Raw genomic sequence first — 24,096 nt, 5'->3', positions numbered from 1 at the left:
CGGGCGTCGGCATATGTGCCGCACCTCGGCCGCATCGGCCGAGGTGCGGGCAACAATCATGTCTACAGGCTGGCGTTGACCGATATCGGGGTGGCGATTTCCGTCTGGCTCAACGCGCCGCTCGCGCCGTAGATCGCACTGCGCGTGCCCGAGAGGCGTCGTGCCTCGGCAGCAACGGCACTCATCATTTCGGTCGACAGATCGATCTGGCGCTCCAGGACACGGGCGTTGACGGTAGCGGCAGCGCCGAGATGGCGGATCGCGGCGGTCAGCGCTTCGCGCGTTTCGGCGTCGAGTTTGCTGACCCAATCCGACCGCTTGCGGCCATGCTCGGCCGTCTTGATCTCGAGCGCGGCCACGAGCTTGATCTTGGCGGCGGCCATTTCGGCGAAATCCTGGTGTCGGCCGGGTGCGAGCAGCCGGGCAGTTTCCTCTTCCATGATCGCGATCAGCGACATGAGAAGATCGATGAACTCACTGGCCATTGCCTGAACCCCCTTGCATCTTGATAATCTGTGCCATCACCGCCGGGGCCAGGCCGATCCCGCCCTTGTGGGCCATCGCGGTGCCGAGTTTCTCCGCCAGCACGCCGCGAAACATCTCCTCGCCATGACCGCCCGAGAACTGGTCGCCGACATCGACGCTTTCCATCATCAACTGCGTCATTTGCCCGAGGAACACGGCTTCGAACTTTTCCGCGGTCTGTCCTGCGGCCGCGACCTTCTGGGAAGGCGCGGGCGAAGCGGTGGCGCGGACCGCGCCGGAGGCGACGGGAGTCGTAGGCATCACTGGACCTGGATCTCGGCCTGGAGCGCGCCTGCGCTCTTGATTGCCTGAAGGATGGTGATGAGGTCACGCGGGCTGACGCCAAGTGTGTTGAGGCCGCTGACCAGCGATTTGAGCGAGGTGCCCCCCTTAAGCAGCGCCAGCGATTTTCCGGCGCCGTCGTCGACGTTGAGCTGGGTACGCGGCAAGACCGTGGTCGTCCCGCCCGACAGCGGTGCGGGTTGCGACGCTACCGGCGTTTCCGTGACACTGATGGTCAAGCCGCCCTGGGCCACCGCGACGGGGCTGATCTGCACGTCGGTGCCCATCACAACCGTCCCCGTCGCCTCGTTGATGACGATCCGTGCCGGCTGGTCGACCGTCACCTCGAGATTTTCGACCTCGGAAATCAGGTTGATCAGCGATCCGGTGAAGCCGCCGCGGGCGGCGAGTTCCACGGTCGCCGGGTCGAGTACTTCGGCGACCTTGTCGAACCGCCGATTGATCGCCGCAGCGACGTTCTGCGCGGTGGTGAAATCGGGGTTCTTGAGTGCCAACTTGAGGCTGGTGGCCGATTTGAAGGCGAAGTTGACCTCGCGCTCGACAATGGCACCGCCGGCGATGCGCGCCGAGGTTGCCACGCCGCGCGTGACGCTTGCGCCGGCACCTTGCGCCTTGAATCCCGAAACTGCGACGGGACCCTGCGCGACGGCATAGATTTCGCCGTCGAGGGCGCGCAACGAGGATACGAGCAGGGTTCCACCTTGCAGGCTGCTGGCGTCGCCGAGCGACGATATCTGGACGTCGATCTGCGACCCGGCGCGTGCGAACGGCGGCATCGTCGCGGAGATCGAGACGGCGGCGACATTTTGCGTCTGCATCTGCGTACCGCGAACGCTCACGCCCATGCGCTCAAGCATCGCCAGCATCGATTCCTCCGTGAAGGGGGCGTTGCGCAAGCGATCGCCGGTACCCGCCAGCCCGACCACCAGGCCATACCCGACGAGCTGGTTGGGTCGGACATTCTCGATATCGACGATGTCCTTGATGCGCGGACCTGCCCGTGCCGGAAGCGGTACCAGCGCCGCCGATACGATGATCATTGTCGCCAGCGCGATGCGAAGAAATTGCATAGACTTCCCGGGTTCGTGGAATTTTGGCGATTAGTTTCTTATAGGATAATAAGGGCCAACCCAGCAGCCCGGTCAGGAAAATCCTTGCGCATCACCGGTCTCTCTGCTCCCGTCCAGAACATGCTGCTCGCGGCCTTGCCCAAGGTCGCCGAATTCGCCGTAAGCGATCCACCGGTCCTGCAGCCGCCGCCGCCGTCGCCACCCGCCCAACCGGTCAGCGTGGAAATGCTGGTGACGCTCGCGGCGTCCGAGCCCGCGATCGACCGCCGACGGCGCATCGCGATCGTTGCCGATCGTGGCTTGACCGCGCTGGAGCGCCTCAATGAAGAGTTACTGGCAGGGCTGCCAGCCGTCGAGCGGCTGCAGGAGATTGCGGCGTGGACCGGGACGGTCAGCGACCCCGAGGATCCTGTCATGGGCGCCATCCTCAAGGAAATCGAACTGCGCATGCGCGTGGAACTGGCCAAGCACGACATCATCGCCTGAATGCGCGCCGCGCTGTTCAGGCGCGGCGTTTCGCGAGGCGCATCACATAACCGATGATCTCGGCGACCGCCTTGAAATGCTCCGTCGGAATGGGATGATCGATCATCGCACTGGCGTAGAGCGCGCGCGCGAGCGGGGGGCTCTCGACGATCGGCACGCCGGCCGCCATCGCCACTTCGCGGATGCGCAGCGCAATCGCGTCCATACCCTTGGCGACGACCACCGGTGCCGCCATGTTGCCATGATCATATTTGAGCGCGACCGCATAATGGGTCGGATTGGTGACGATCACGCTGGCGGTCGGGACGGCCGCCATCATCCGGCGCCGCGCACGCTGAATCCCGATCGACCTGATCTTCGCCTTGATCTTCGGATCGCCCTCGCTCTGTTTGTGCTCGTCCTTGATCTCCTGCAGCGACATCTTCATCCGGTTGAGGAAGGCGTGTCGCTGGTAGAGGAAATCGAACGCGGCAAGCACGCCGACCAGAATCGCGACGGCCTGGATCATGCGGCGAACCAGTTCTCCTGCCGCCTGCGCGATGGCGCGCGGCTCGGCATCGATCAGCTGGTCGAGCGCGACCATGCGCGGTGCCACGACCATCAACGCGATGGTGATCACCACCGCGCATTTGGCAAAGGTCTTGAGAAATTCGACCATCGCCCGCTTGCCGAAGATCCGACCGAACCCGCCGATCGGTGACAGTTTGGAAAATTTCGGTGCCACGCGCGACCACGACAGAGTGGGCCGGCCCTGCACGAACATGATCAACAGGGCGGCGCCGAACAGCACGCCGAGCAGCGGCGCCATCGCGCTTGCCGTACGGGCAAGCACCCCCGTTGCGAATGCCTGCGCACCGTCGGGCTCGAGCGAGAAATCGTCGGCACTGCCCCAAAGTTGCACGAGCATCGGGCCGATCCGCGCCAGCGTCCAGCTGCCCATGCCGCCCGCGACGACGATCGCGGCGATGAACATCACCGCATGACGCATTTCGGGCGACGAGGCGACGTCGCCCTTCTGGCGCGCTTCGTCGAGCTTCTTGCTGGTTGGGTCGTGGGTCTTCTGGTCCTTGTCGTCGGCCATCGCTCAGGCCCAGCTTGTCTGCAGCCAGCCTGCCATCGCCGATGAGAAGGCCGTCAGAATGCCGCCGAGCACGGTGGCGAACAGCGTCAAGCCGAGGAGCAGGTTGAGCGGCTGCGAAAGGAAGAAGACCTGGATCGCCGGTGCCAGGCGGGCAGACAGGCCGAGCGCCATATTGAACACGATGCCATAGACCAGCAAGGGCGCGGCGAGGCTGATGGCCAGGCTCAGCGACTTGCCGACAGTGGCGATCGCGAGCTGCGCAAAGTCCGCGGCCGGCGGCAGTCCGCCGACCGGGAAGATCGCGTAAGAATGGACGATCGACGCGATCCACAGATGGTGGACCCCCATGCCCATGCATACGATCGTCGCGGCGACGCCGACCAGCTTTGACAAGACCGAGGTTTGCCCACCCTGCGACGCGTCGTTGATCAAGGCCGAAGACAAGCCGACCTGCAAGCTGATGATCGACCCGGCCATGGCGGCGGCCATGAACATCATCTTGACGATCATGCCGATCGCCAGGCCAGTGAGTAACTCGGCGATCAGAATTCCGGGCAGCGCCGCGCTGTCCTGCGCGATCGGCGCCATCCGCGCGCCGAGAATGCCCCACAATCCGGACGTCATGCCGAGGGCCAGCATCAGCCGGATCTTGGGCGGGACCGCTTCTTCCGAAAACACCGGCAGCAACATCAGGACAGCGCCCACCCGGGCAAAGAGGATCAGGAACCCGGTCGCCGCAAGGGGTAAGCTCTCCATCACTCAGCCGCGGACGATATGGTCGCTGATCTGCGCCATGAAGTTCGACAGCGCATGGCCGATCATCGGCAGGCACAGCAGCATCACCACGCCGATCGCCAGCAGCTTGGGGACGAAGGTGAGCGTCATTTCCTGGACCTGCGTCAATGCCTGAAACAGGCCGACCACCACGCCGACGACCAGCGAAGTGATCAGCATCGGGCCGACGATCGTCAGCACCAGGATCATCGCGGCCTTGGCCAGTTCCATTGCGGCGAACGGCGTCATGGCGGATCAGATCTGCATGCGCATGATTTCGGAATAGGCGTTCACCATCCGGTCGCGCACCGCGACGACGGTGTCTAGTGCGGTTTCGGCCGCGCCAACCGCCGTCACCACGTCGATCAGGTCGCCCTTGCCGGCAACCTGCTTGGCGCCAGCGGTTTCGGCGGTGCGCATGGTGCTTGCCGCGTCGCTGACCAGCTTTTCGACCATGCTGCCAAAGCCGCCGCCAGCTTCGGTCGTGCTGTCGACCTCGGCAATTTTGGCCGGCTTGGTCGCGCTGAGCACCCGACCATAGGCCGAGGTTGCATCAAAAACTCCGATCGACATGGGATCCGTTCCTTATTTGAGGAGATCGATGGTGCGCATCGTCAGGCTCTTGGCCGCTTCGATCGCGCTGAGATTGGCTTCGTAGGAGCGTTGGGCCGCCTTCATGTCGGCGGTTTCGACGAGCGAATTGACGTTCGGCATCTTGACGTAGCCGGTCGCGTCGGCCGCGGGGCTGCCCGGCTGGTAGACCCGCTGGAACGCACTCTTGTCGCTCTGGATCGACTCCACCGCCACGCCGGCCGCGCCAGTGTCGCGGTCGACCTCCGATTTGAAGCTGGGAAGACGCCGTCGATAGGGATCGCCACCTGCCGTGCGCGAGACCGAATCCGCATTGGCAAGGTTCTCTGCGATCACCCGCATGCGCAACGACTGTGCCCGCAATCCCGAGGCGGACACCTGCATCGACGTCTTCAGGTCCATTCTTCGTCTCCGGCGGCCCGGTCGGCCACACCATTGTTATAGGCAAAAATTGCCTAGCCTGACGCCGATGCGGAAAGTTTTTCCTATAATTGAGGTGAAGGGAATCGCAGCATGTCAGTACTCGAGAGCATTTTCGTCGACATGTCGGTCGTGCTCGGTTCAGCCCAGGTGCCGATCCGGCAGATCCTGAAGATGGGGCGCGGCGCGATGATCCCGCTTGATTCCGGTCATGAAGATCCCACGCTGGTCTATGTAAACGGGGAGCTCGTCGCGAAGGGTCGCGTGCTCGTCGACGGTGATCAGATGTCGTTGGAGATCACCGAAGTGGTTCAGCGGATCCGCGGTTGATGGATCTTGTATCGCTGTTGCGTACATTGGGCGGTTTGGGAACGGTGCTCGGCATTCTTGCCGGCGCGCTGTGGCTGGTTCGCCGCTATGATCTTCGTCTGCCGGGCCGCAGTGTCTCGGCGCGCGACAGGCGTCTCGAGCTGATCGAGACATTGCCGATCGACGGCCGCCGTATGGTTGCCCTGCTGCGTCGCGACGGGCGCGAACATCTCATTCTCGTTGCACCGGAGGGGCATCTTGTCCTCGAAAGCGGCGCGATGCGTGATCCGGCCGATCTGGCGGCGGCAGAGGCGCGAAATATCGCCCGAGCGGATGCGGCTCGAGCCCGCGACGCCCAGCGGCATGGGTTCGCGGCGACGCTGACGGTAGCGGGAATCGCCGCCTTTGTTACGCGCGTCCGCAACCGCGTCGCTCCGGCAAGGGCGATGCTGAAATCATTGCTCGAGCGCGAGATACCGGGCGCCGGCCCGTCCCATCAGCGTGCCGACGTTCATCCGGCTGCGCACGAGTGGCCGATAGAGCGTTTTGCGACGCTGGTTGACCGCACGAACGCGCGCGGCACGCCGGCCTGGTTGGTCCTGCAGCCCCAACCTGACCAACCGTCCATCATGCCGGCGTCGCCATGGCCGGCGCAGGCCGCTGCGCGTCCCGCACGGGTGGTGCGAGGCCGCAAGCCGCAGAGCGCCACCAAGGAGATCAACGTTGCGTAAGCGCCACATCCTCTCGTTCGTGGTTGCCGTCGCGATCCCGACCAGCGCCTTTGCGCAAAATGCCACCATCAACCTTGGCCAGGGGTCGGTTTCCGGCCGGGCGATCATGCTGGTGATGATGCTGACGGTGCTCAGCCTCGCACCGGGCATTCTCATGACCGTGACGTCCTTCACCCGTATCGTCGTCGCGCTGTCGCTGTTGCGTACCGGTATCGGTGCACCGGGCGTTCCGCCCAATCCGGTGATCATCAGTCTCGCGCTGTTCCTGTCATTCTTCGTGATGGCGCCTACCTTCCAGCAGGCCTGGGACCAGGGCGTAAACCCCTATAGCGCGGGGAAGCTGACCGAGCAGCAGGCCTTCGTCCGGACGTCCGAGCCGTTCCGCCAATTCATGCTGACGCATGTTCGCACCGATGATCTGAAATTGTTTTCGGGGCTTTCCGGCAAGCCGCCGGTCGCGGTTGCCGAGACGCCTTTGACGACGTTGATGCCGGCGTTCATGATCTCCGAGCTGCGCCGCGCGTTCGAGATCGGATTCCTGCTGTTGCTGCCCTTCCTGATCATCGACATGGCCGTGTCCGCCGTCCTGATGGCCATGGGCATGATGATGTTGCCGCCACCGACGATCGCATTGCCGATGAAGATCATCTTTTTCGTCCTTGTGGACGGGTGGGCGCTGGTCGCCGGGTCGTTGATCAGGAGTTTTGGCGGCCACGGTTGAGCGCGTTGGCCGTCGTCCGCGTGAACCGCTCGGGGCTCGCCAGCCACCGCGCAAGATCGGCGAATCCCAGCCTCTCGGCAAAGGAAAGGCCCACGGTCTCGTCGGTGACCCAGCGGATCGTGGCACGTTTCGATCCGAGGCCAGGAATATAGAGCGTTACGCGATCACCGATCTTCGCTGTTCCATGCGAGCATAGCTGCGCGCCACCTTGCGAAACGTCTTCGAGGACGCCCGACTGGATATGACCATCGCGCCGCAGCGTGACCGGACAGCGCGCAGACAGACGCGGCGATCTCGGTGTGCGTGCATCGAGTGTCGGGTGCGGCCTGGTCGATGTCGCGAGCAATTGCTCGATATCCACCGGCTCTTCGAACTTCACGCCGGCTTCGCCGCCGTTGATCCAGACGACGACGGAGCACACCGCGATGCCGCTCTTCAACTCGACCGAAATCTGTTGGCCGACTTCGATCGGCGCGAGCGTTTCAATCCGCATGCCGCCAGCGGAAATGTTGCGAATGCGGCAAAGATCGTCCCGCGCGCCGGTCGATATGCGGCCGATGAGCAGGATCGTCGTGAGGCGATTGTCGCGCGCGACCGGGTCGTTCGCTTCTGGCACCCCGGAAGCATTCATGGTCGTGACTCCATTGCGCGCGCCGTCCCGGCGCCGCTTGAAAGAGAACGCCGCATCGTCATGCCGGCGCGGCCTGGGTGATGACCACGCGTCGGACGATCCGTGGCCCGAATGCCTCGTTCGATGACTCCATCACGATCTTTTGGAAGGCCGTGAGATTGGGGAGCATGCCGTCAGGGCCGCTCGCCATCGGTACGCGAAAGGTGCGCATGTTGATGGCGTTCATCAGGACCGGCAGTCGTGCCGTGACGAATGCCACGTCGGCATCGACGGTTTCCAGCTGCACCTCGAACGTAACATACCCCGACAAGCGACCATCGGAAAAGACGAGCGGCGCGAGAATCTTGCCCGTCGGGGTAAAGCTCGTGCCGATCACCTCCACCTTGCGTGCGTCACCCGCAACCTTCGCAGCCGGCGGGGGCAAAAACCATTGCACCGCAAGCGCTGCGCCACCGCCTATGCCAAGACCGGCAAGGAGAAGGATGGGAGCCAGGAGCGCGGGTTTCATGGTCGTTCCGATCTCAGAACTTGAAGCTCACGTCGCTGGGAAGCGTGGGCGCTTCGCCGAGCGCGACGATCGTGATCCGACGATTTTCCGGACGCGAAGGCTGGCCGGGATAAACCGGCTGTGTCCCCGCCAGCGCTACGACTTCGGAGAACCGGTCTGCGGTCAGGCCGGCGGCGATCATGGCCGATCGTGCCGCCAGTGCACGCTCGCCCGACAAGCGCCAGTTGGCGTCGCTTTGCCCGCCGATCGAATCGGTATGGCCCTCGATCGCAATTTGCGCACCGGATTTGTCGAGCTTCCGCGCGATCTCGCCGAGCATGGTACGGGCAAAGGGGTTGAGCGCCGCGGTCCCGCCGACGAACATCGAGCGCTTGGCCGTATCCATCAGGCTGATGCGGACGCCGTCGCGATCGGCCGAGACGCGAATACTGTCCTTGGCATCGGGGACCGAGGGCACTGCCTCGAGCGCGACCCGCATTTCGTCCGCGATCACCCGCATCGAAGCGTCGGGGATGTTGGCCGTGCCGCCGCGAGCACTGCCGCTCTTCGCCGACTCGGCAGAGGGCTGCCCGGTAGAGACCTTGCTGTCCGCCTGCGCCCGGCGCGTGCGACCGCCGAGACCGGGTTGGTCGCCCGGGGTGGTGGTCAGCGTCGTCGAGGGCGAGGAATTCGCCGTGGCGGGCGAGAAATATTCGGCGAGGCCCTTCAGCCGTTGCTTGTCGGGATTGGCCAGCAGCCACAGCAGCATGAAGAACGCCATCATTGCCGTCACGAAATCGGCATAGGCGACCTTCCACGCGCCGCCATGATGCGCCGCATGGCCACCCTTCTTGACCTTGCGGATGACGATCGGCCGCAGATTCGCCTTGGAGGGGGAGGCCATCGCCGATCAGGCCGCGGCGAGGGCGGAGCGCAGCTTGTCCTGCACGATCCCCAATCGCACCTTGTCGACGGCATCCCAGGATTTTGATCCGCTGGCCATGCGGTCGAGCAGATCTGCGCTTTCGTCCGCGCGCTGGATCACCAGATCGAAGGTCTGGAGCTGCTCCATATACGCCATGGCAAAAGCTTCGTCGGACACAAGTGTGTCGGCGAGGCGCTCGATGAGCATACGTACGTCGCGAATCTCGACCGCGATGGCGGCGTACAGCGAGGCGGCAAGATGGTCGATTTGTGCCATTGCTCGATTGGGGCCTATCCGGGGGGCTGAGGTGACGAACGATAAGTCGGGATCAGAAAAGCTCGAGATCGCCGTCGGGGAGCGCGACGGGTGCGCGAATGATCTTCGGCGGTTCCGCTACCGCCCGCGACCTCGCCTTGCCCTCATAGGGAACGAACTCGACGCGTCGGGCATGGGTGCCGCCCAGATCGCAATGGCCGATCGCAATGCCCTCTGTTTCCATGAAGCGCCGCGCAAAGGCGGCGTTGCTGCTGCCGATTGAGCCGAGGCCGGCGATGATGTTGGCGCCGCCGTACAAGTGGGCTCGCAGCCGTGATCGCGTCGCGCCCTTGCGCATCAGCGCATTGATCAGCAACTCCATCGCATGCACGCCATATCGGCTCATATCGCTCCGCTGGATGTTGTCGTCCTTGCCAGGCTCGCCCAGCAGAAAGTGGTTCATGCCGCCGATGCGGCGATCCGGATCCTGCAGGCAGACCGCGACGCACGAGCCGAGCAACGTCGAAAGGACGACATCGGGGTCACCGGAGACGGCGTTTTCGCCCTGGATGATGGAAATGCGGCGCATCGGATCAGGTCAGCTCGCCGAAGACGCGCTCGATCTTTTCCTTGAGCGCGGCGGCGGAGAATGGCTTGACGACATAGTTGTTGACGCCCAGCGCGGCCGCTTTCTGCACGATTTCGCGATCGGCCGATCCGGTGAGCATGATGAACACGGTCTTGCCGATCACCGGATCCTTGCGCACTTCCTCGAGGAACTGCAGCCCGTCCATGTCAGGCATGTTATAGTCCGAAATGATCAGGTGCACGCGATCCGACCGGATCGCGCCCAGCGCATCGACCGGTCCAGCCTTGTCGCGGATATCCTTGAAGCCGAGATCCTGGAGGGTCCGGCGGATCATCGCGCGCATGCTGGTCTGGTCATCGACCACCATCACCTTGATTGCAGCTGCGGTTGGCATCAATCGCTCCCAAACATCATTTGCGGCAAGCGCCGAGGATCGCCTCGGGGATTGCGGATAAGGGGACGGCTCGCTCGACAGCGCCCAAAGCGAGCGCCGCGCGCGGCATTCCATAGACGACGCACGTGTCCTGGCTCTGCCCGAGCGTCCGGGCGCCGGCCGTGCGCATCGCCAGCAGCCCCTCGGCACCGTCGGACCCCATGCCGGTCAGGATGACCCCAACCGCGGCCGAGCCGAGCTGCGCGACCGAATGGAAAAGCACATCCACCGAGGGGCGGTGCCCGCCATGGGATTCGCTGGCCCGGAGCTTGATCCGGCCGTGAACGCCGCCGGCGAGTTCCATGTGCGTTTGTCCCCCTGGAGCAATATAGACGGTGCCGCGTGCAATCGGGGTCCCGTCCTGCGCTTCGGTGACGTGGACCGCACATTCCTTGTCGAGTCGTGCCGCGAAGCCTGGCGTAAAGGCGGCCGGCATGTGCTGGACGATAAGCACCGGTGGACAGTCCGTCGGGAGCGCCTTCAACACCAGGAACAGCGCTTCAACGCCGCCGGTCGAGGCGCCGATCGCGATCACCACGTCGCGCAATGCGCCCGGTGGCGATGGTTTGAGCGGCGCGGTAGGTTCGGGCGCGCGACGCGCGGCCGATCGTGCCGCGGCCTTTACCGTCGCGCATAATTGTGCCGAATTGAGTGCGATATCGAGCGGATTGCCGGTCGGTTTCGCAATGCAGTCGACCGCCCCAAGCCGCAGCGCCTCGATCGTCGCCTCGGCACCGCGCGCGGTGAGCGTCGAGCACATCACGACCGGCATCGGCCGCAAGCGCATGATCCGTTCGAGGAACGAGAGACCGTCCATCCCCGGCATCTCGATGTCCAGCGTCAGCACATCGGGGTTGAGATCCTTGATCATCGCGCGCGCCGCATTGGGTTCCGGGGCGAGGCCGACGACCTCGATCTCGGGATCCGCGGACAACGCCCGCCGAAGCACGGCGCGCATCGAGGCGCTGTCGTCGACGATCAACACACGTACCGGGGGGGCGCTCATCGTGCGTCCCCGCCCTGCTTGACGTAGATGGTCTGGCCACAATTGGTCATCTGGGTCGCGGCGGCGCCGATCAGCCGCTCGGAATGACCGATGTACAGATATCCGCCGGGCGCCAGCAATTCGACGAAACGTGCCTCGAGTTCGGCCTTTGCCGCATCGTCGAAGTAGATCATCACGTTGCGGCAAAAAATGACGTCATATTGCTGGCGCATCGGCCAGGGATCGAACAGATTGAGCACGCGCGCCGTCACCAGAGCGCGGGCCTCTTCCGCCATCACGAAATCCGGGCCGACCGGCCGCATCCAGCTGGCGCGATAGACAGCCGGCACCGGTTCGATGCCTTCAGCCGAATAGACCCCGCGCCGCGTGCTTTCCACGACATGCGGCGCCAGGTCGGTCGCCAGCAGCCGCACGTCGGCCTGCCGCAACCACGAGGCAGCGCTGCGGTCCTGCCCGAGCAGACACATCGCGATGGTGTAGACTTCCTCGCCGCTCGAACAGCCCGCCGACCAGATCCTCACCGGCTGATGTCGCGCGCGCGCTTTCAGCCACGGCAGCGTGGTGCGACAGAGATGGTCGAAATGATGGTTCTCACGAAAGAAGTGCGTGTGATTGGTGGTGAGCGCGACAATCATCGCCGCGCGCTCCACGGCGTCGGATTCGACCAGCCGGACGTAATCGCGAAACGTTGCCAGGCCATGCGTACGCAGGCGCCGGCTGAGGCGCGACTGGACCAGCGTCGTTTTCGCCCCGGTCAGATGGATCCGCGCATCGCGCTGCATGATCTTGGCGATTGCCGCGAATTCACTGCTGCCGAGTTCGGCCGAGGCGGCCGCCTTCAGCGCGCCCGCTCCGTCCTGATCGCTTCCCAAGACGCTCGTGTGCATCACGCGGCCAGATCCAGATGGCGCGTCAGGCTGAGCGCATCGAGATCGAGCAACAGCACCATGGTCGAGGCCTCGCCTGCCGCAGCCGCTTCCTGCGCGCGTGGCGCCACCTGGACCAGCCCGGCAATGACGCTCTGTTCGCCGATCTCGACCTCCGGCGCGGGCTGAATCTCATCCTCGTTGATCAGAATGATATCGGCCACCTCGTCGACGAGAAAGCCAGCCTGCTTGCCGGCAATGGTCACCACAAGGATACACGACCGCGAATGGAGCACGCTCGGCGTCCAACCCAACCGCTCGGCCAGGCCGACCACCGGGACCACCGTGCCGCGCAGGTTGGTAACGCCCTTGATATAGGCGGGGACGCTCGGCAGCGGCGTCGGATTTTCCCACTCGCGAATTTCGATCAGCGCCTTCATGTCGATGCCGAACATTTGCTCACCGAGCGAGAAGGTCACGATCTTGCGTTCACCGGGAGTGTTGAGCGTGCTCATGCTGCCAATCCTTTGAGGGGGAATTTCGAAATCAGTTGGCCCGACGACGCGACGAGCGCGTCGATATCGAGGATCAGCGCGATCGACCCGTCTCCGAGGATCGTGGCGCCGCCGAGCCCGCGGATCGGGTACAGATTCTGATCGAGGCTCTTGATCACCACTTCGCGTCGGTCGTCGATCGTATCCACCATCAGACCGACATTGCCGGCCGTCTCGCTCTCGACGATGATGACGAGCGATTCTTCGGGCGAAAGGCGCGTCGCGCCGGCAAAGCCGAAAAGGTCGGTCAGCCGCTTTACGGGGAGGTAGGCGCCGCGCAGCTCGATGACCTCGGTGGTCGGCGTCATCGCCCGGACCTGGCCCGGCTCGGGCCGGACGGTCTCGATCACATTGGCCAGCGGTAGCACGAAGCGCTGCCCGGACAGTCGCACGATCATCCCGTCGAGGATCGCGAGGGTCAGCGGAAGGATCATGGTGAAGGTGGTGCCGACACCGGGGGTCGAGGTGATGTCGACCCGTCCGCCCAACGCCTCGACGTTCGAGCGCACGACGTCCATGCCGACGCCGCGACCCGAGATGCTCGAGATCGTCTCCGCCGTCGAGAAGCCCGGCGCGCAGATCAGCTGATCGATTTCTTCGTCGGACAACACGCTGTCGGCCGCGATGATGCCCTTCTCGACCGCCTTGGCGCGAACGCGTGGCCGGTCGATGCCCTTGCCGTCATCGCTGACCCGCACGAAGATGCGCGCGCCTTTCTGTTCGGCGGACAGCGTGATCAGCCCTTCCGCCGGTTTTCCTGCAGCGAGGCGGTCGGCCGCGCTCTCCACGCCATGGTCGACGGCGTTGCGGATCATATGCGTCAGCGGGTCGCCGATCTTTTCGATCACGCCCTTGTCGACTTCGGTCGTTTCGCCGCTGATCTCGAGGATCACCTGCTTGCCGGTCTCGACGCTCAGGTCGCGCAGCATGCGCGGCACGCGCGAGAATGCCTGTCGGATCGGCTGCGCGCGCAGCGACATGACATTGTCCTGAATCTCGCGCGTCAACCGCGCGAGTTCGGGTAGTTCGACGCGTTCCTGGTCGACCGGCGCGAGGCGATCCGACAGGATCGAGCCACGGATCACCAGTTCGCCCACCAGGTTGAGCAACATGTCGAGTTTGGTGAGGTCGACGCGAATGGTCTGCTGGACCGGGTCCATCGGCCGCGGTTCGGGGGGTGGCGTAGCGGCCTTCGTTTCCGGCGCCGACTCCGACTTTGCAACCAGGACGAGCGCTGGCGGTGCGACGACCGGCGCTTCCGCAACCACCGGGATAGCGGCCATGGGCCTTTCCGGCGCGCTGGCGCGCGTAATCTCGACGAGCGAATCCGGCGCGACGAAATCGAAGCAATCGGCAATGGCGCGTTCCTCGACCGCCGCAGGCACCGACAATGTCCAGACCAGATAACTATCTTCCGGATCCAGATCGCGCAGCGCCGGCAGCGCCGAGCTGTCGACAGAGATGACCGTTGCGCCGAGCCGCTCGACTTCGCGAATACACAATAAGGGTTCGGCGCCATTGGCCAGCGCCGCACGCGACGGACCAAAACGGACGATCCAGGGAAGCGGTTCGTCGGCATCGAGATCGGTCAGGGCGACGCCGACCGGCTCGAAACCGAACGGGTCGAATTCCTCGACCTGCGCCAGGACGGGGCTGAAGCCGAATTCATCGGCCGGCTCGGGAACCGGGCTCGGCTCCGCACTGGCCGCAGCGGGAGCGGTGCCGACACCCTTGTTCGCAAGTACTTCCTCGAGCGCCGCCAACGCAGCGGCATCAGACGGCAGCGACGCAACACCCTGAGCCGCGGCGACATGGTCGGCGAGGATGTCAAAAGCGGTGAGCATCACCTTGGTGACTTCCGCCGTCGCCGGGATCTTGCCGCTGCGGACTTCGTCGAGCACATTCTCGAAGCAATGCGAGAACGCCAGCAGCGCGGCATGGCCGAAGGCACCCGACCCGCCCTTGATCGAGTGGACGGCGCGAAACACGCCGGCGATGACTTCCTTCGAGACATCGCCCGCGGCCATCGCCGAAAGGCCCTGCTCGGCCACGGCCAGTCCCTCGGTGCATTCCTCGAAGAAGATCGCCTGGATTTCGTCGAGCTCGTCGCTCACGGGCACACGCGGCGAATCGCCGCCCCCAGCTTCTCGGCGTCGAAGGGCTTGGTGATCCAGCCGGTCGCGCCGACGGAGCGAGCGCGGGCCTTCTTCTCGTCGGAGAATTCGGTCGACAGCACCAGGATCGGTGTGCCGCGGAACTGTGCAACGGCGCGGACCGCTTCGATCAGCTCGAACCCGTCCATCTTCGGCATGTTGATGTCGGTAATCAGCAGGTCGGGCACCACTTCGTGCATGCGTTCGAGGCCGTGCACGCCGTCATTGGCGCTCTCGATCCGAAAGCCTTGGGCGGTCAGCGACGTCTTGAGCAGCATGCGCATGCTGGCCGAGTCATCGACGGTGAGAATGAGCTTGCTCACAGGGAAACGTCCTTTCTGATCTCGAGGCCGATCGCGTCGGCCAGCTGGCAGCCCTGCACGCGCTCGGAAAATGCGGTGCTGGCGCCGGTGAAGTGGAAGCGCTGGTTACGGAGGTCGGCCTCCTGCCGCGCTGCAATCAGCAATTGCAGCACAGCCTGGCCGACGCTGAGCATGTCGGATGCGTCGATCGCCGTGCCTTCGGCACCGTCGGATGCCGCGACGAGCCTGGTACGGAGATCCTCTGCGGTGACGGTCGAGCCATGTCCGATCAAGGTGATCGTGCCGGGATCGCCGGTCGCTTCAGGCGGGGAGAGCGTTAAGGTCATTTTTCGCCTCATCGAGTGAAGTCTCGAGTTGCTGGAAAGAAGGAGCGAAGCTGGACGGGATCATCCGCCGCGCGATGTCGATGGCGACCTGGGTCGGGAGGCCATGGGCGTGGCCGAGGATTGCCGTCTTCGCGATGATGAAGGGTTTGCCGTCATCCTCGATGACCGAGAGCAGCTTGGTTGCGAGCGGTCCGACCAGACAATAAGCGAGCAGCACGCCAAGGAAGGTGCCGACGAGCGCCCCACCGATCATCGCACCCAGCACTTCGACGGGCTGATCGATCGACGCCATGGTCTTGATGACCCCCAGCACCGCAGCAACGATGCCGATCGCGGGCAGGCCATCGGCCATGGTCTGCAGCGCTGTCTGCGGCAGCATTTCCTCGGCATGATGCCGGTCGAGATCGTTCTCCATCGCTTCGGCGATCTGGTGCGGATCTTCGAAGTTGATGGTCATCATGCGCAGATAGTCGCAGATGAACTCGATCAGATGGTGGTCGGCGAGCAAGCGCGGATAGGGGGAAAAGAGCGGACTTGTGCCCGGGTCGTCCAGATGCCTTTCGATACCCGTCGCGCCACCCTTCTTGAAGGTGGCGAGTACACCGAACATCAGCGTGAGCAGGTCGCGATAGTCGCTTTCCTTCCAGCGCGGACCCTTGAACGACCGCAGGATGCCCTTGCCGGCGCTCTTGACGGTGGCCAGGCTGTTGCCGACGATGAAGGCGCCGATCGCCGCGCCGACGATCGCCAGCAGCTCGTGCGGCAGCGCCTCGAGGATCACCGCCATCTTGCCGCCCGACATCAGGAAGCTGCCGAAGACGCACCCGAGAATGACAAGGAATCCGACACCGTTCAACATGACGCGCTTAACTTCTCCGAACGAGCAGCCTGTATTTGTTTATAGGAGAGGCGCGCCGTCCAGCGTGCCACTCGGGCGATTCATGCAGCTGATGCCGAGTTCGCCCTTCGGGCCATCCTGTCGGGCTATTGTTCACCCCACTGCGGAAACCGGCCGCGACCCGATCGCTAGGTCCAACCGTTGCCGCCAGAAGGGGATTGCCGGCGCAGCGACGTCTGCTTGCAGGCCCCGCCCCCAACCGGACAGGGACCAAGCGGTTGAACTAAACCTGCGCGCCGCTCACCCGACGGCCGATCTCATGGGTGTCGCAACCGAGGGTGTCGACGGGATCGTGGCGTCACGCGCGACGATCGGACGAAAGACGACGGCAAGCATCATCGGCCTTGCGTCGCGGCGCGGCGGCGGCGGGATCATCATGAACGCCGCCTTGTCCTCGCAGCGGAAGAGATAGGGGGCAGTCTGCTCCATTCCTTCGAGCGTCGCCACGGCTTCGACCTCGTCGAGGCCGGCGCGCTGCGTGTCGCTGAGGAAGCGGTCGACCGGCATGAAGACGGCGCTCTCGACCTGGACCCACTCGTAGAGCTGGCCGAACTGCAAGCCGATTGAGTATCGGCAATCGTCGATCGGGATCGGGGCGAGAAAATAGCCGTCATGCGTTGGTGTCGCGGTGATCGTCGCGGTGTCGACCTTGCGCCCGTCGGCGATGAGCACCGGCAGGGCGATGGTCTGATCGATGAAATCGGCATATTTTAGCGGCAGGCCGAAACGCTTGTGCGCCAACAACGTCAGCTTGACCGGAAGACCTTCGCCGTGAAGCTCGGCCGGCAGGTACATCCGCTCCGAACCCCGCATGTAGAACAAGCCGCGCTGGCGCAGCCCGCGTCGCGCAATTTCAGGGTCGAACAGGGCAACCGTTTCCTCGACGCCGAGGTTCACGTCGTGCTGAAACTGGGCGAGAACCGCCAGTTCCTGCGGCATCGGCAGGAACATCAGCCGCGCGAGCACCGCGACCGCCGAATGGCGCAGCGCCGTCATGTCGACTCTCCGTGCCGGTCGGACGATGGCCAGGTCGGCGTCGCGCGCATAGCTGATGGCGCCTCGCTGGACGGCTTCGCGGGTGTCGCTCTGCGCTCCCTTGATGACATTGGTGGCACGTACCGCGTGGCCGTCCGAGGTGTAATCGATCACCGACCCTTGCGCTGCCGTGCACAGCTGCTCCAGCACCGCGACATTCCCGCAGAGGGCTTCGAGCGTATTCGCGTCATATCGCAGCGAATCGATAAAGCCGCTCTTGTCGAGACCGGGCATGTCGGTCTCGCGCAGCAGCAGATACCTGCCGGCGACCTCGACATTCAGCATCCGTTGCAGCACCGGGGCGACCTGGTTCTGCACCGAACCGTTATAACCCAGGTCGACGAGCATCAGCGTGTCTCCCGCTACCGGGGATACTGTGGCGCGGAGATAACCCGTCAGTCGTTCGGCAAAGGCGCGCGACCGGGCGAGAATACGCTTCATGCGCGATGCGGAGCAGATCGTGCGAACGAGCGCGGCACTTGCGCCGTGCGCCGGAAGCGCGTGCATCATGGCCGCGATCTCCGGCGGCTCGAACAGCAATTGCTTGAGGATCACGGGCGCGTCGGTAGCGATTTCGGCGTCGAGATAGCGCAGCACGTCACGCTCGGAAGCAAAGGAGGCGGCGGTGGCGGTGAAGCGACTGATCTCCGTTGCGTGGGTCTTGATGGCGCGCCCGCTCGCGTCGAACACCAGGCGAGGCAGATGGCCGTCGCGCATCAGAAACAGGATGTGGACCTCGCCGTTGCGCGTGGCGCGGAGTGCCTCGGCCTCGCATGCGATCCATTCCGCAAAGCCGCGCAGCACCGGACCGATCGTCGTGTAGCCAAGCAGCTCGGCTTGGCATGCGATGCCCGGTTCGGCGATCGCGATCGGCGCGCGGTGCGGCTGGCTGTTCATGTCGCCCGAACTGCCGCCGGCATGGATGATTGCGCCGGTCGCCGCCTCCAGCCGCAGCCTCTGTTCGGTGGTCGGCGTGAATTGCATGAGGTGGAGCGCGCGCACGCCGGCCTTCTGTCCGGCGAGCAGATCGGCCGCGCGATTGTCGCCGATATGGAGGATCGCGTCGCGCGGCACGCCAAGTTTCTTGACGACCTTGTCGAGCAGCCCCTCACCCTTCGAAACGCCATATTCGGACGAGCAAAAGATGCGATCGATCAGTGCGTGCACATCATCACCTGCGGCACGGGCGATCAACGCGCCGAGTTGCTCGGCATCGAGATAGGTATCGCTGACGACAATGACCGAAAGGCCGCGCGCTCGCGCCGCGCGCATCAATTCCACAGTGGGGAGGAAGCCGAAGCAATAACGTGCCTCGGCGTCGAGTTCCGCCGTGACCATTGCTGCGCGCTCCGGCGCTGACGCGTTGGGCAGCAGTTCGGCATAGATGTCGGCGATCCCGACCTCGTTGCGACGATGGCGTAGCGCCGATGCGGTGCGCGCGCGTGCTTCGGCCCAGCCGCGTTGCTGGGGATTGGGACCTTTCAGCGCGCGAAATACGTCGCGTGGCGCGTGCGTGTCGCGCCATAGCAACGTATCGAAACAGTCGAGCGACAGGATCCGTATGTCGGGCCACGCATCGAGTGCCGTTGGCAGATCGCTGGCGAGGATCGTATCGTTCATGCGGGGATCTTCCTGAAAATGCCCGGCCACCCGAGGAAACGAGGCGCCCACTCCATTATAGGACGGACGTTCGTTGGTCGGTTGCAACCGGACCTCGCGGTGATCGTCTAAAATGGAGGATCAGCCGGAGGAAAGTGCATGTCGCTCAACGCCTATCATCGTGCCCGCAACATCGTTGAAACGCCGCGCCAGGCCGAACGGCGCCTGATGTGCGAGATCACCGGCGAGATGATCCATGCCCGTGATGCGGGACATGTAAAGGGTGCATTGATGCCGCCTTTGCATCGCAACCGCGAATTGTGGAGCACCTTCTCCGCGGTATGCGGCACCGCCGGCAACGAGTTACCCGCTCCGCTCCGTGCCAGCATCATCTCGCTGGCCCTGTGGGTCGACCAGTTCACCAGCGATGTCGTCGCCGGGCGCGAGTCGATCGACGACCTGATATCGGTCAACCGCGATATCATCGACGGCCTGTCGGGGACGGGCGTGCCGCTCTGAGACCCCCGTCGAGGGAGGTCGTAACTTCCCCAAGCCAGCAAAATGGCCGCGGCGCTATCACGCGACGCGGCCGTTCCTTGGTACCGGCGGGTGAAACGCCGGGCCCGACGCGATGCTAGAAGCGTAGTCGCCGCGGACTCACCCCCGTGCCAACGCGCGCGCGGAAATCGCTTCCGGTGACGGTCGAAAATGGATCGGCCTTGCGGGCGCGGCATGGTCGGTTTGAAACAGGCTTGCCTCATCGGCTAGCGCGCTCACTTCTGTCGTGAGGTTGCGCGCGGCGGCCGAAGTTTCCTCGACCATCGCCGCATTCTGTTGCGTCGCCTGATCCATCACCCCAATAGCCCCACTTATCTCGCTGATTGCGAGCGACTGCGCGACGTTGTCGGCGGCCATGTCTTCCAGCAGACCATGCACGCTGCTGACGTCGGACGAGATATCGACGAAGGTGCCATCGACCTTGCGCACCGCCTCGACGGCGGTAACGATCTCGTCCTGCGTGACGGTAAGCTGGTCGCGCGCGCGCTTTGCTTCGTCTTCGGCCCGCATCGCGAGTGCCGACACCAGGTCGGCGACGACCGCGAAGCCGCGCCCGGCGTCCCCGGCACGTCCCGCCTCGACGGCCGCGTTCATCGCCAGCACACGGGTCTGGAACGCGATCTTGTCGAGGCCTTCGATCACGCTGTCGATGCCCTTGGCGCTCGCGGATACCCTACCCATCGCGTGTACGGCATGTTCTGCGCTGGACCGCCCGTCGGCAACCGTCGCGATCGCCTGGTCGGCGCGGGCGACGGTGGCAATGGCGGCCGCGCCGGTCGCCTTGATACGTGCCTCAACCATGACGAGGGCGGCGGAGGTTTGCTCCAGGCTGGCGGCATTGCTTTCGGTACGTCGGGCGAGATCCTCGGAAGCCTGGGCGATCTGGCTGGACGTATGTCTGATGCCGACCACACTGGCGGTTACTGAACCGAGCAAGCGTCGCAGACCGGCAAGTGCGTCATTGAAGTTGGTGCGCAGCGCGCCATAGCCCTCCGGATATTCCACGTCGATTTCCGCCGTCAGATCGCCGGCGGTCAGCGCGGCCAGTCCCCGGCCGAGCGAATGTGTTACGACCGCCACGGCGTCGCTCTGCTGTGATCGCTCGGCGATCAGTGAGGCGTCGGCGCGCTGCCGCGCGTCGTCCTGCAGTTCGATGGCGGCAATCAGCGCGACGATGCGCTCGGCGACCCACATCAGCGTTGCCGCTTCGACAATCAGAATCACGGCGTGCAGGGCGATGCGGCCGATCGAGCCGCCGCCGCTGAAGATCCAGTCGGGCAACAGCAATCCGAAACCGATATGATGGATAGCGACGACGGCCGCCGCCGCACAAATCGCCTTCCAGTCGCACAGGATCGAGACAACGGCGAGCAGCGCGAAGAACACCATGTGCAGGTCGACCTGCCATGCGAAACCTTCGAACACGAACAGCAGGAGCGCGGGCATGGCGACGACGGTGATGCTCGACAACAGGCGCGCCGCATCGTCGGTGCGCCGTTGCCAGGCCATCATGCATGGCAGTATCGGCAACAACAGCCCGATGACTGCGGCGGGAAGCTTGCCGGGCACGGTCGCCAGCAGCGCGCCAAGGACGACCGCCACCGCCAGGGCTGCGATCAATCCGGCGAGCAACCGCATCCCGATGAGGCGTAGATCGCTAAGGTTGACGGTCTTCATATCAGCGTCCTTCGAGGTCTTTTGTGCCGCAACCCGTGAACCGCGCGGTGACAAGCAGCGCCCCGTGCGACAGCGCGGGAAGAAGCAATGCCGCGCGCGACCCGTGCACCACGATGGAACCGGCATAAGGGCCGGCAGCGATTATCTGGGCACCGGCCGATGCGGCCCAGCGATCGGTCGCTGCCGAATTTCCCGGGATCGCCGGCATGACAATCATGAAGCCATCGGCAGGCGGCGCCAAAGCCGTGGCCGATCCAAGCACGATCAGCAGCAACTGTATGATGGCCGTCAGCCCTTGCGCGCGATTTCCCGACCGCGGCGCTGCCGGCGATCCGGCGCTATCCACGAGGAAGTGAACCGCGGGCGTGCAATACCCCCATCAGAAGGCATTCCAGTCATCATGTCCGCCGCCCGCAGTTTGGTGCGTCGCTGCGGGAAGGACCTTGATGGGGGAGCGATAGCCTTGCGTCGACCTCTTCCCTGGCCGACGCTGGGCGGGCAACGACTGCGCGGTGCTCGGTTCGGCGGCGCGCCGTGCCTTGGCTCCCTCAACCTTGAACATCGCTGCCCGTTCCGAGAGCGACGAGACCTCGGCCGTGAGATTTCGTGCGGCGGCTGAAGTCTGTTCGACCATCGCCGCATTCTGCTGGGTCGACTGGTCCATAGCGCCGATCGCGGCGCTGATCTGGGTTATCGCCGAGGATTGCGCATTGGCGTCGTCGGCTATCGTACCAAGCAGCTTGTGGACTTCGTCCACATCGCCTGAGATGTCGGCGAGCGCGCCATCGACCTTCTGCACTGCCTGTACTGCCGTGACGATATCGGTCTGCGTCAGGGTCAACTGATCCCGCGCTCGCTTGGCTTCTTCCTCGGCGCGCATGGCAAGCGCCGAAACGAGGTCGGCGACGACGGCGAAGCCGCGCCCGGCATCGCCGGCGCGCCCCGCTTCGACCGCCGCGTTCATTGCCAGCACCCGCGTCTGGAAGGCAATCTTGTCGAGCCCTTCGATAACGCTATCGATACCTTTCGCGCTGTCCGAGACACGGCCCATCGCTTGTACCGCTTCGTCAGCGGTCGCACGACCGCCGCCGACGGTGGCGATTGCCTGGTCCGCGCGCGCAACGGTTTGCGCGGACGACACCGCCGTCGCCTTGAGGCGCGTGTCGATCTGAACCAGCGCGGCGCTGGTCTCCTCGAGGCTCGCGGCATTGCCTTCTGTACGGCGCGCGAGATCTTCGGATGCCTGGGCGATCTCGTCCGAGCCGGTGCGGATGCTGCCGGCACTGTCGGCCACGCCGCCGATCAAGGCGCGCAAATTGGCCAGTGCGCCGTTGAAACTGGCCTTCAGCGTCTCGAGCGTTTCCGGGAGTGCCGCCGTTATATCGCCGGTCAAGTCGCCATCGGCCAGGCTCGCCATATTATGCGACATCAGCAGCACTGCGGCGGCGTGGGCTTCGGCTTCAGCGTTGGCGGCGCGTTGCGCGGCGGCAGTGTCCTTGAAGGTGAACATCGCCTTGGTCATCCGGCCAACGCAGTCGACATAGTTTGTAAACGCGATCGGGCTCGTAAGGTCGCCTGCTGCCAAACCTTCCATCCGCACGACCGTGGCGACATATGGGTCGGCAATGGCATTGCGAAGAACGGAACCTATGACGGCGGAAACGACGATGCCGCCAATTCCGGTCACTACCACGTACCATCGGCCTCCGCTGCCGATCGCTCCCACCACGGCGACCAACGTGGAAATCGATGTCATCAAGGCAAAACTTACAAGAAGTTTCATACGGATCGGCGCGACAGTACTAAACCAGCTCATATATATAATCCCGAAATATATCAATTTGCGGACATAATTCCAATAAATAGGTAAGAATTTATTGCGGATAAATTTTAGAATCGGAACAATAAATGTGACTGCGTGGCATATTCGCAAAATATTGTGTTTATTGCGCAATTTTAAATGCATTAAAGCGGTGTGATATACGTTCCATATCGGAAAGTTACCTAGGGGCGGCCTCGTGATATATTAACGGGAAATGCGGCAGGGCGTGGCAAGGGATGACTCCATTATAGGATGGAGTCGGCGATGGCCGATCTGCGTGGGCTGCTCATCGCGCTGCTGTGCGTGCCGAGGGGGCTGGCAGGTTTGGCATAGGTATTTTCCCTTAAGGGACCGATGGCCAAACATCCTATTCAATGCTGTCGGGAAATCGCCGTCTCGGCGTGGGAAGAGTGTGATGAGCGCGACGCAACGACCGCTTATCTTGGCGCTTTCCGACGCCGGCTTACGCAGCGTCCTTGCCGCGCATCTCGGCATGGCGGGCGAGATGCCCGTATCGACTGCGGATCATCTCGATCCGGCGCTCGGCGAGGCGCTTCGCGCGGCAGCAATCCTGATCATTGAGGAAACGCTTATCGCTTCCGCCCCGGTTGAATGGGCGAATACGCTGCGCGACCAATGCTGGTCGGGCGAGTTGGTAATCATCGTCGATCAGATGCCCGCCCTTCAAGGTGAATGCGATGGGATCGCGCTGGTCGACCGAAGAAGCGCGGCGGCCATCGTCCCGACATTGGTTCAGCGGTGGCAATCGCGTCGCACCGAACTCGACACTCCGCCTGGTGCGTAATACCAACGGCCTTAAAGATTGACCTGTGCCCAGCTTCGCGTTGTGACAGAAGCAACGCGGGCGAGGTCGTTGGCGAAGAAATTCCAGGCATCGCAACATTTTGAGACGACATGATCGTAGTCATCGAAGACGGTGTTGGAGAG

Annotated in this window: 32 protein-coding genes; 7 read left to right on the top strand and 25 right to left on the bottom strand. The window is 64.0% G+C overall.

Going from position 1 to position 24,096, the window contains the following annotated elements; genetic code table 11:
* Window positions 1-62: 62 nt before the first annotated feature.
* The 3 genes from U1839_RS06805 to U1839_RS06795 are packed head-to-tail and all read right to left on the bottom strand — an operon-like array spanning window position 63 to window position 1,898.
* On the bottom strand, window positions 63-485 hold the full coding sequence (locus U1839_RS06805; protein WP_332802914.1) for a flagellar biosynthesis protein FlgN: 423 nt from the start codon (window positions 483-485) through the stop codon (window positions 63-65).
* Window positions 475-786 (bottom strand): rod-binding protein, encoded by a 312-nt coding sequence (locus U1839_RS06800; protein ID WP_332802913.1) that lies wholly within the window; start codon window positions 784-786, stop codon window positions 475-477. The genes U1839_RS06805 and U1839_RS06800 overlap by 11 nt, the downstream gene beginning before the upstream one ends.
* Window positions 786-1,898: a flagellar basal body P-ring protein FlgI gene (locus U1839_RS06795; protein WP_332802912.1), complete on the bottom strand. Its 1,113-nt coding sequence runs from the start codon at window positions 1,896-1,898 to the stop codon at window positions 786-788. Before U1839_RS06795 ends, U1839_RS06800 begins: the two co-directional genes overlap by 1 nt.
* Before the next feature lie 84 nt (window positions 1,899-1,982).
* Between U1839_RS06795 and U1839_RS06790 the strand changes: the two genes are divergently transcribed.
* Window positions 1,983-2,384, top strand: a complete 402-nt coding sequence (locus tag U1839_RS06790; RefSeq protein WP_332802911.1) for a flagellar assembly protein FliX — start codon at window positions 1,983-1,985, stop codon at window positions 2,382-2,384.
* Window positions 2,385-2,400: 16 nt separating this feature from the next.
* Here the strand turns inward: U1839_RS06790 and flhB are convergent, their stop codons facing one another.
* Genes flhB through flgC form a run of 5 tightly spaced genes read right to left on the bottom strand, consistent with a single transcriptional unit; the run spans window position 2,401 to window position 5,232 of the window.
* Window positions 2,401-3,465, bottom strand: a complete 1,065-nt coding sequence (flhB, locus tag U1839_RS06785; protein WP_332802910.1) for a flagellar biosynthesis protein FlhB — start codon at window positions 3,463-3,465, stop codon at window positions 2,401-2,403.
* A 3-nt stretch (window positions 3,466-3,468) separates the two neighbouring features.
* Window positions 3,469-4,221: a flagellar biosynthetic protein FliR gene (fliR, locus tag U1839_RS06780; protein WP_332802909.1), complete on the bottom strand. Its 753-nt coding sequence runs from the start codon at window positions 4,219-4,221 to the stop codon at window positions 3,469-3,471.
* Window positions 4,222-4,224: 3 nt separating this feature from the next.
* Window positions 4,225-4,488 carry a flagellar biosynthetic protein FliQ gene (locus tag U1839_RS06775; protein WP_332802908.1) on the bottom strand — a complete coding sequence of 88 codons (264 nt, stop codon included), beginning with the start codon at window positions 4,486-4,488 and terminating at the stop codon, window positions 4,225-4,227.
* A gap of 6 nt (window positions 4,489-4,494) precedes the next feature.
* On the bottom strand, window positions 4,495-4,812 hold the full coding sequence (fliE, locus tag U1839_RS06770; protein ID WP_332802907.1) for a flagellar hook-basal body complex protein FliE: 318 nt from the start codon (window positions 4,810-4,812) through the stop codon (window positions 4,495-4,497).
* A 12-nt stretch (window positions 4,813-4,824) separates the two neighbouring features.
* On the bottom strand, window positions 4,825-5,232 hold the full coding sequence (gene flgC, locus U1839_RS06765) for a flagellar basal body rod protein FlgC (RefSeq protein WP_332802906.1): 408 nt from the start codon (window positions 5,230-5,232) through the stop codon (window positions 4,825-4,827).
* Between the two features lie 111 nt (window positions 5,233-5,343).
* Here flgC and U1839_RS06760 point away from each other — a divergent pair, with 111 nt between their 5' ends.
* Genes U1839_RS06760 through fliP form a run of 3 tightly spaced genes read left to right on the top strand, consistent with a single transcriptional unit; the run spans window position 5,344 to window position 7,011 of the window.
* Window positions 5,344-5,580, top strand: a complete 237-nt coding sequence (locus U1839_RS06760) for a FliM/FliN family flagellar motor switch protein (RefSeq protein ID WP_332802905.1) — start codon at window positions 5,344-5,346, stop codon at window positions 5,578-5,580.
* Window positions 5,580-6,290 carry a flagellar biosynthetic protein FliO gene (locus U1839_RS06755; RefSeq protein ID WP_332802904.1) on the top strand — a complete coding sequence of 237 codons (711 nt, stop codon included), beginning with the start codon at window positions 5,580-5,582 and terminating at the stop codon, window positions 6,288-6,290. The genes U1839_RS06760 and U1839_RS06755 overlap by 1 nt, the downstream gene beginning before the upstream one ends.
* Window positions 6,283-7,011 (top strand): flagellar type III secretion system pore protein FliP, encoded by a 729-nt coding sequence (gene fliP, locus U1839_RS06750; protein ID WP_332802903.1) that lies wholly within the window; start codon window positions 6,283-6,285, stop codon window positions 7,009-7,011. Before U1839_RS06755 ends, fliP begins: the two co-directional genes overlap by 8 nt.
* On the opposite strand, the gene U1839_RS06745 is transcribed toward fliP, so the two are convergent.
* From U1839_RS06745 to U1839_RS06680, 14 genes are all read right to left on the bottom strand, one after another.
* On the bottom strand, window positions 6,986-7,642 hold the full coding sequence (locus tag U1839_RS06745; RefSeq protein WP_332802902.1) for a PilZ domain-containing protein: 657 nt from the start codon (window positions 7,640-7,642) through the stop codon (window positions 6,986-6,988). The genes fliP and U1839_RS06745 overlap by 26 nt on opposite strands.
* Window positions 7,643-7,700: 58 nt before the next feature.
* Window positions 7,701-8,150, bottom strand: a complete 450-nt coding sequence (locus U1839_RS06740; RefSeq protein ID WP_332802901.1) for a hypothetical protein — start codon at window positions 8,148-8,150, stop codon at window positions 7,701-7,703.
* 13 nt (window positions 8,151-8,163) lie between these two features.
* A complete protein-coding gene (locus U1839_RS06735) occupies window positions 8,164-9,033 on the bottom strand; it encodes a flagellar motor protein MotB (RefSeq protein ID WP_332802900.1) in 870 nt (289 codons plus the stop codon).
* A 6-nt stretch (window positions 9,034-9,039) separates the two neighbouring features.
* On the bottom strand, window positions 9,040-9,330 hold the full coding sequence (locus tag U1839_RS06730; protein ID WP_332802899.1) for a hypothetical protein: 291 nt from the start codon (window positions 9,328-9,330) through the stop codon (window positions 9,040-9,042).
* A 52-nt stretch (window positions 9,331-9,382) separates the two neighbouring features.
* The gene (locus tag U1839_RS06725) at window positions 9,383-9,898 is read right to left on the bottom strand and encodes a chemotaxis protein CheD (RefSeq protein ID WP_332802898.1); all 516 of its coding nucleotides are present in this window, start codon (window positions 9,896-9,898) and stop codon (window positions 9,383-9,385) included.
* Window positions 9,899-9,902: 4 nt separating this feature from the next.
* Entirely contained in the window at window positions 9,903-10,292 is a 390-nt protein-coding gene (locus tag U1839_RS06720) for a response regulator (RefSeq protein ID WP_332802897.1), read from the bottom strand.
* 16 nt (window positions 10,293-10,308) lie between these two features.
* Complete coding sequence (locus tag U1839_RS06715; protein WP_332802896.1) at window positions 10,309-11,337, bottom strand: protein-glutamate methylesterase/protein-glutamine glutaminase; 1,029 nt, start codon at window positions 11,335-11,337, stop codon at window positions 10,309-10,311.
* Entirely contained in the window at window positions 11,334-12,224 is an 891-nt protein-coding gene (locus tag U1839_RS06710; RefSeq protein ID WP_332802895.1) for a CheR family methyltransferase, read from the bottom strand. Before U1839_RS06710 ends, U1839_RS06715 begins: the two co-directional genes overlap by 4 nt.
* Window positions 12,224-12,718: a chemotaxis protein CheW gene (locus U1839_RS06705; protein WP_332802894.1), complete on the bottom strand. Its 495-nt coding sequence runs from the start codon at window positions 12,716-12,718 to the stop codon at window positions 12,224-12,226. The genes U1839_RS06710 and U1839_RS06705 overlap by 1 nt, the downstream gene beginning before the upstream one ends.
* The gene (locus tag U1839_RS06700) at window positions 12,715-14,871 is read right to left on the bottom strand and encodes a chemotaxis protein CheA (RefSeq protein ID WP_332802893.1); all 2,157 of its coding nucleotides are present in this window, start codon (window positions 14,869-14,871) and stop codon (window positions 12,715-12,717) included. The genes U1839_RS06705 and U1839_RS06700 overlap by 4 nt, the downstream gene beginning before the upstream one ends.
* A complete protein-coding gene (locus U1839_RS06695; protein ID WP_332802892.1) occupies window positions 14,868-15,233 on the bottom strand; it encodes a response regulator in 366 nt (121 codons plus the stop codon). Before U1839_RS06695 ends, U1839_RS06700 begins: the two co-directional genes overlap by 4 nt.
* A complete protein-coding gene (locus U1839_RS06690; protein ID WP_332802891.1) occupies window positions 15,230-15,559 on the bottom strand; it encodes an STAS domain-containing protein in 330 nt (109 codons plus the stop codon). Before U1839_RS06690 ends, U1839_RS06695 begins: the two co-directional genes overlap by 4 nt.
* The gene (motA, locus tag U1839_RS06685) at window positions 15,534-16,418 is read right to left on the bottom strand and encodes a flagellar motor stator protein MotA (protein ID WP_332802890.1); all 885 of its coding nucleotides are present in this window, start codon (window positions 16,416-16,418) and stop codon (window positions 15,534-15,536) included. The genes U1839_RS06690 and motA overlap by 26 nt, the downstream gene beginning before the upstream one ends.
* A gap of 279 nt (window positions 16,419-16,697) precedes the next feature.
* Window positions 16,698-19,112 carry an HAD family hydrolase gene (locus tag U1839_RS06680; protein WP_332802889.1) on the bottom strand — a complete coding sequence of 805 codons (2,415 nt, stop codon included), beginning with the start codon at window positions 19,110-19,112 and terminating at the stop codon, window positions 16,698-16,700.
* Window positions 19,113-19,250: 138 nt separating this feature from the next.
* On the opposite strand from U1839_RS06680, the gene U1839_RS06675 reads away from it, so the two are divergent.
* Window positions 19,251-19,610 (top strand): flagellar biosynthesis regulator FlaF, encoded by a 360-nt coding sequence (locus U1839_RS06675; protein WP_332802888.1) that lies wholly within the window; start codon window positions 19,251-19,253, stop codon window positions 19,608-19,610.
* Window positions 19,611-19,748: 138 nt separating this feature from the next.
* Here U1839_RS06675 and U1839_RS06670 read toward each other — a convergent pair whose 3' ends face one another.
* Window positions 19,749-21,038 (bottom strand): methyl-accepting chemotaxis protein, encoded by a 1,290-nt coding sequence (locus U1839_RS06670; protein WP_503653141.1) that lies wholly within the window; start codon window positions 21,036-21,038, stop codon window positions 19,749-19,751.
* On the opposite strand from U1839_RS06670, the gene U1839_RS26890 reads away from it, so the two are divergent.
* Complete coding sequence (locus U1839_RS26890) at window positions 21,039-21,302, top strand: hypothetical protein (protein WP_503653139.1); 264 nt, start codon at window positions 21,039-21,041, stop codon at window positions 21,300-21,302.
* 25 nt (window positions 21,303-21,327) lie between these two features.
* On the opposite strand, the gene U1839_RS06665 is transcribed toward U1839_RS26890, so the two are convergent.
* Window positions 21,328-21,600, bottom strand: coding sequence for a hypothetical protein (locus tag U1839_RS06665; RefSeq protein WP_332802886.1), 273 nt, complete (start codon window positions 21,598-21,600; stop codon window positions 21,328-21,330).
* A gap of 105 nt (window positions 21,601-21,705) precedes the next feature.
* Complete coding sequence (locus U1839_RS06660; RefSeq protein WP_332802885.1) at window positions 21,706-23,292, bottom strand: methyl-accepting chemotaxis protein; 1,587 nt, start codon at window positions 23,290-23,292, stop codon at window positions 21,706-21,708.
* A gap of 271 nt (window positions 23,293-23,563) precedes the next feature.
* Here U1839_RS06660 and U1839_RS06655 point away from each other — a divergent pair, with 271 nt between their 5' ends.
* Window positions 23,564-23,953 carry a hypothetical protein gene (locus tag U1839_RS06655; RefSeq protein ID WP_332802884.1) on the top strand — a complete coding sequence of 130 codons (390 nt, stop codon included), beginning with the start codon at window positions 23,564-23,566 and terminating at the stop codon, window positions 23,951-23,953.
* The last annotated feature ends 143 nt before the right edge of the window (window positions 23,954-24,096 follow it).

It is taken from the genome of Parasphingomonas halimpatiens (genome assembly GCF_036663795.1).
In the GTDB taxonomy this organism is placed as follows: Bacteria; Pseudomonadota; Alphaproteobacteria; order Sphingomonadales; family Sphingomonadaceae; genus Sphingomonas.
This window is presented reverse-complemented; position numbering and strand designations above follow the sequence as displayed.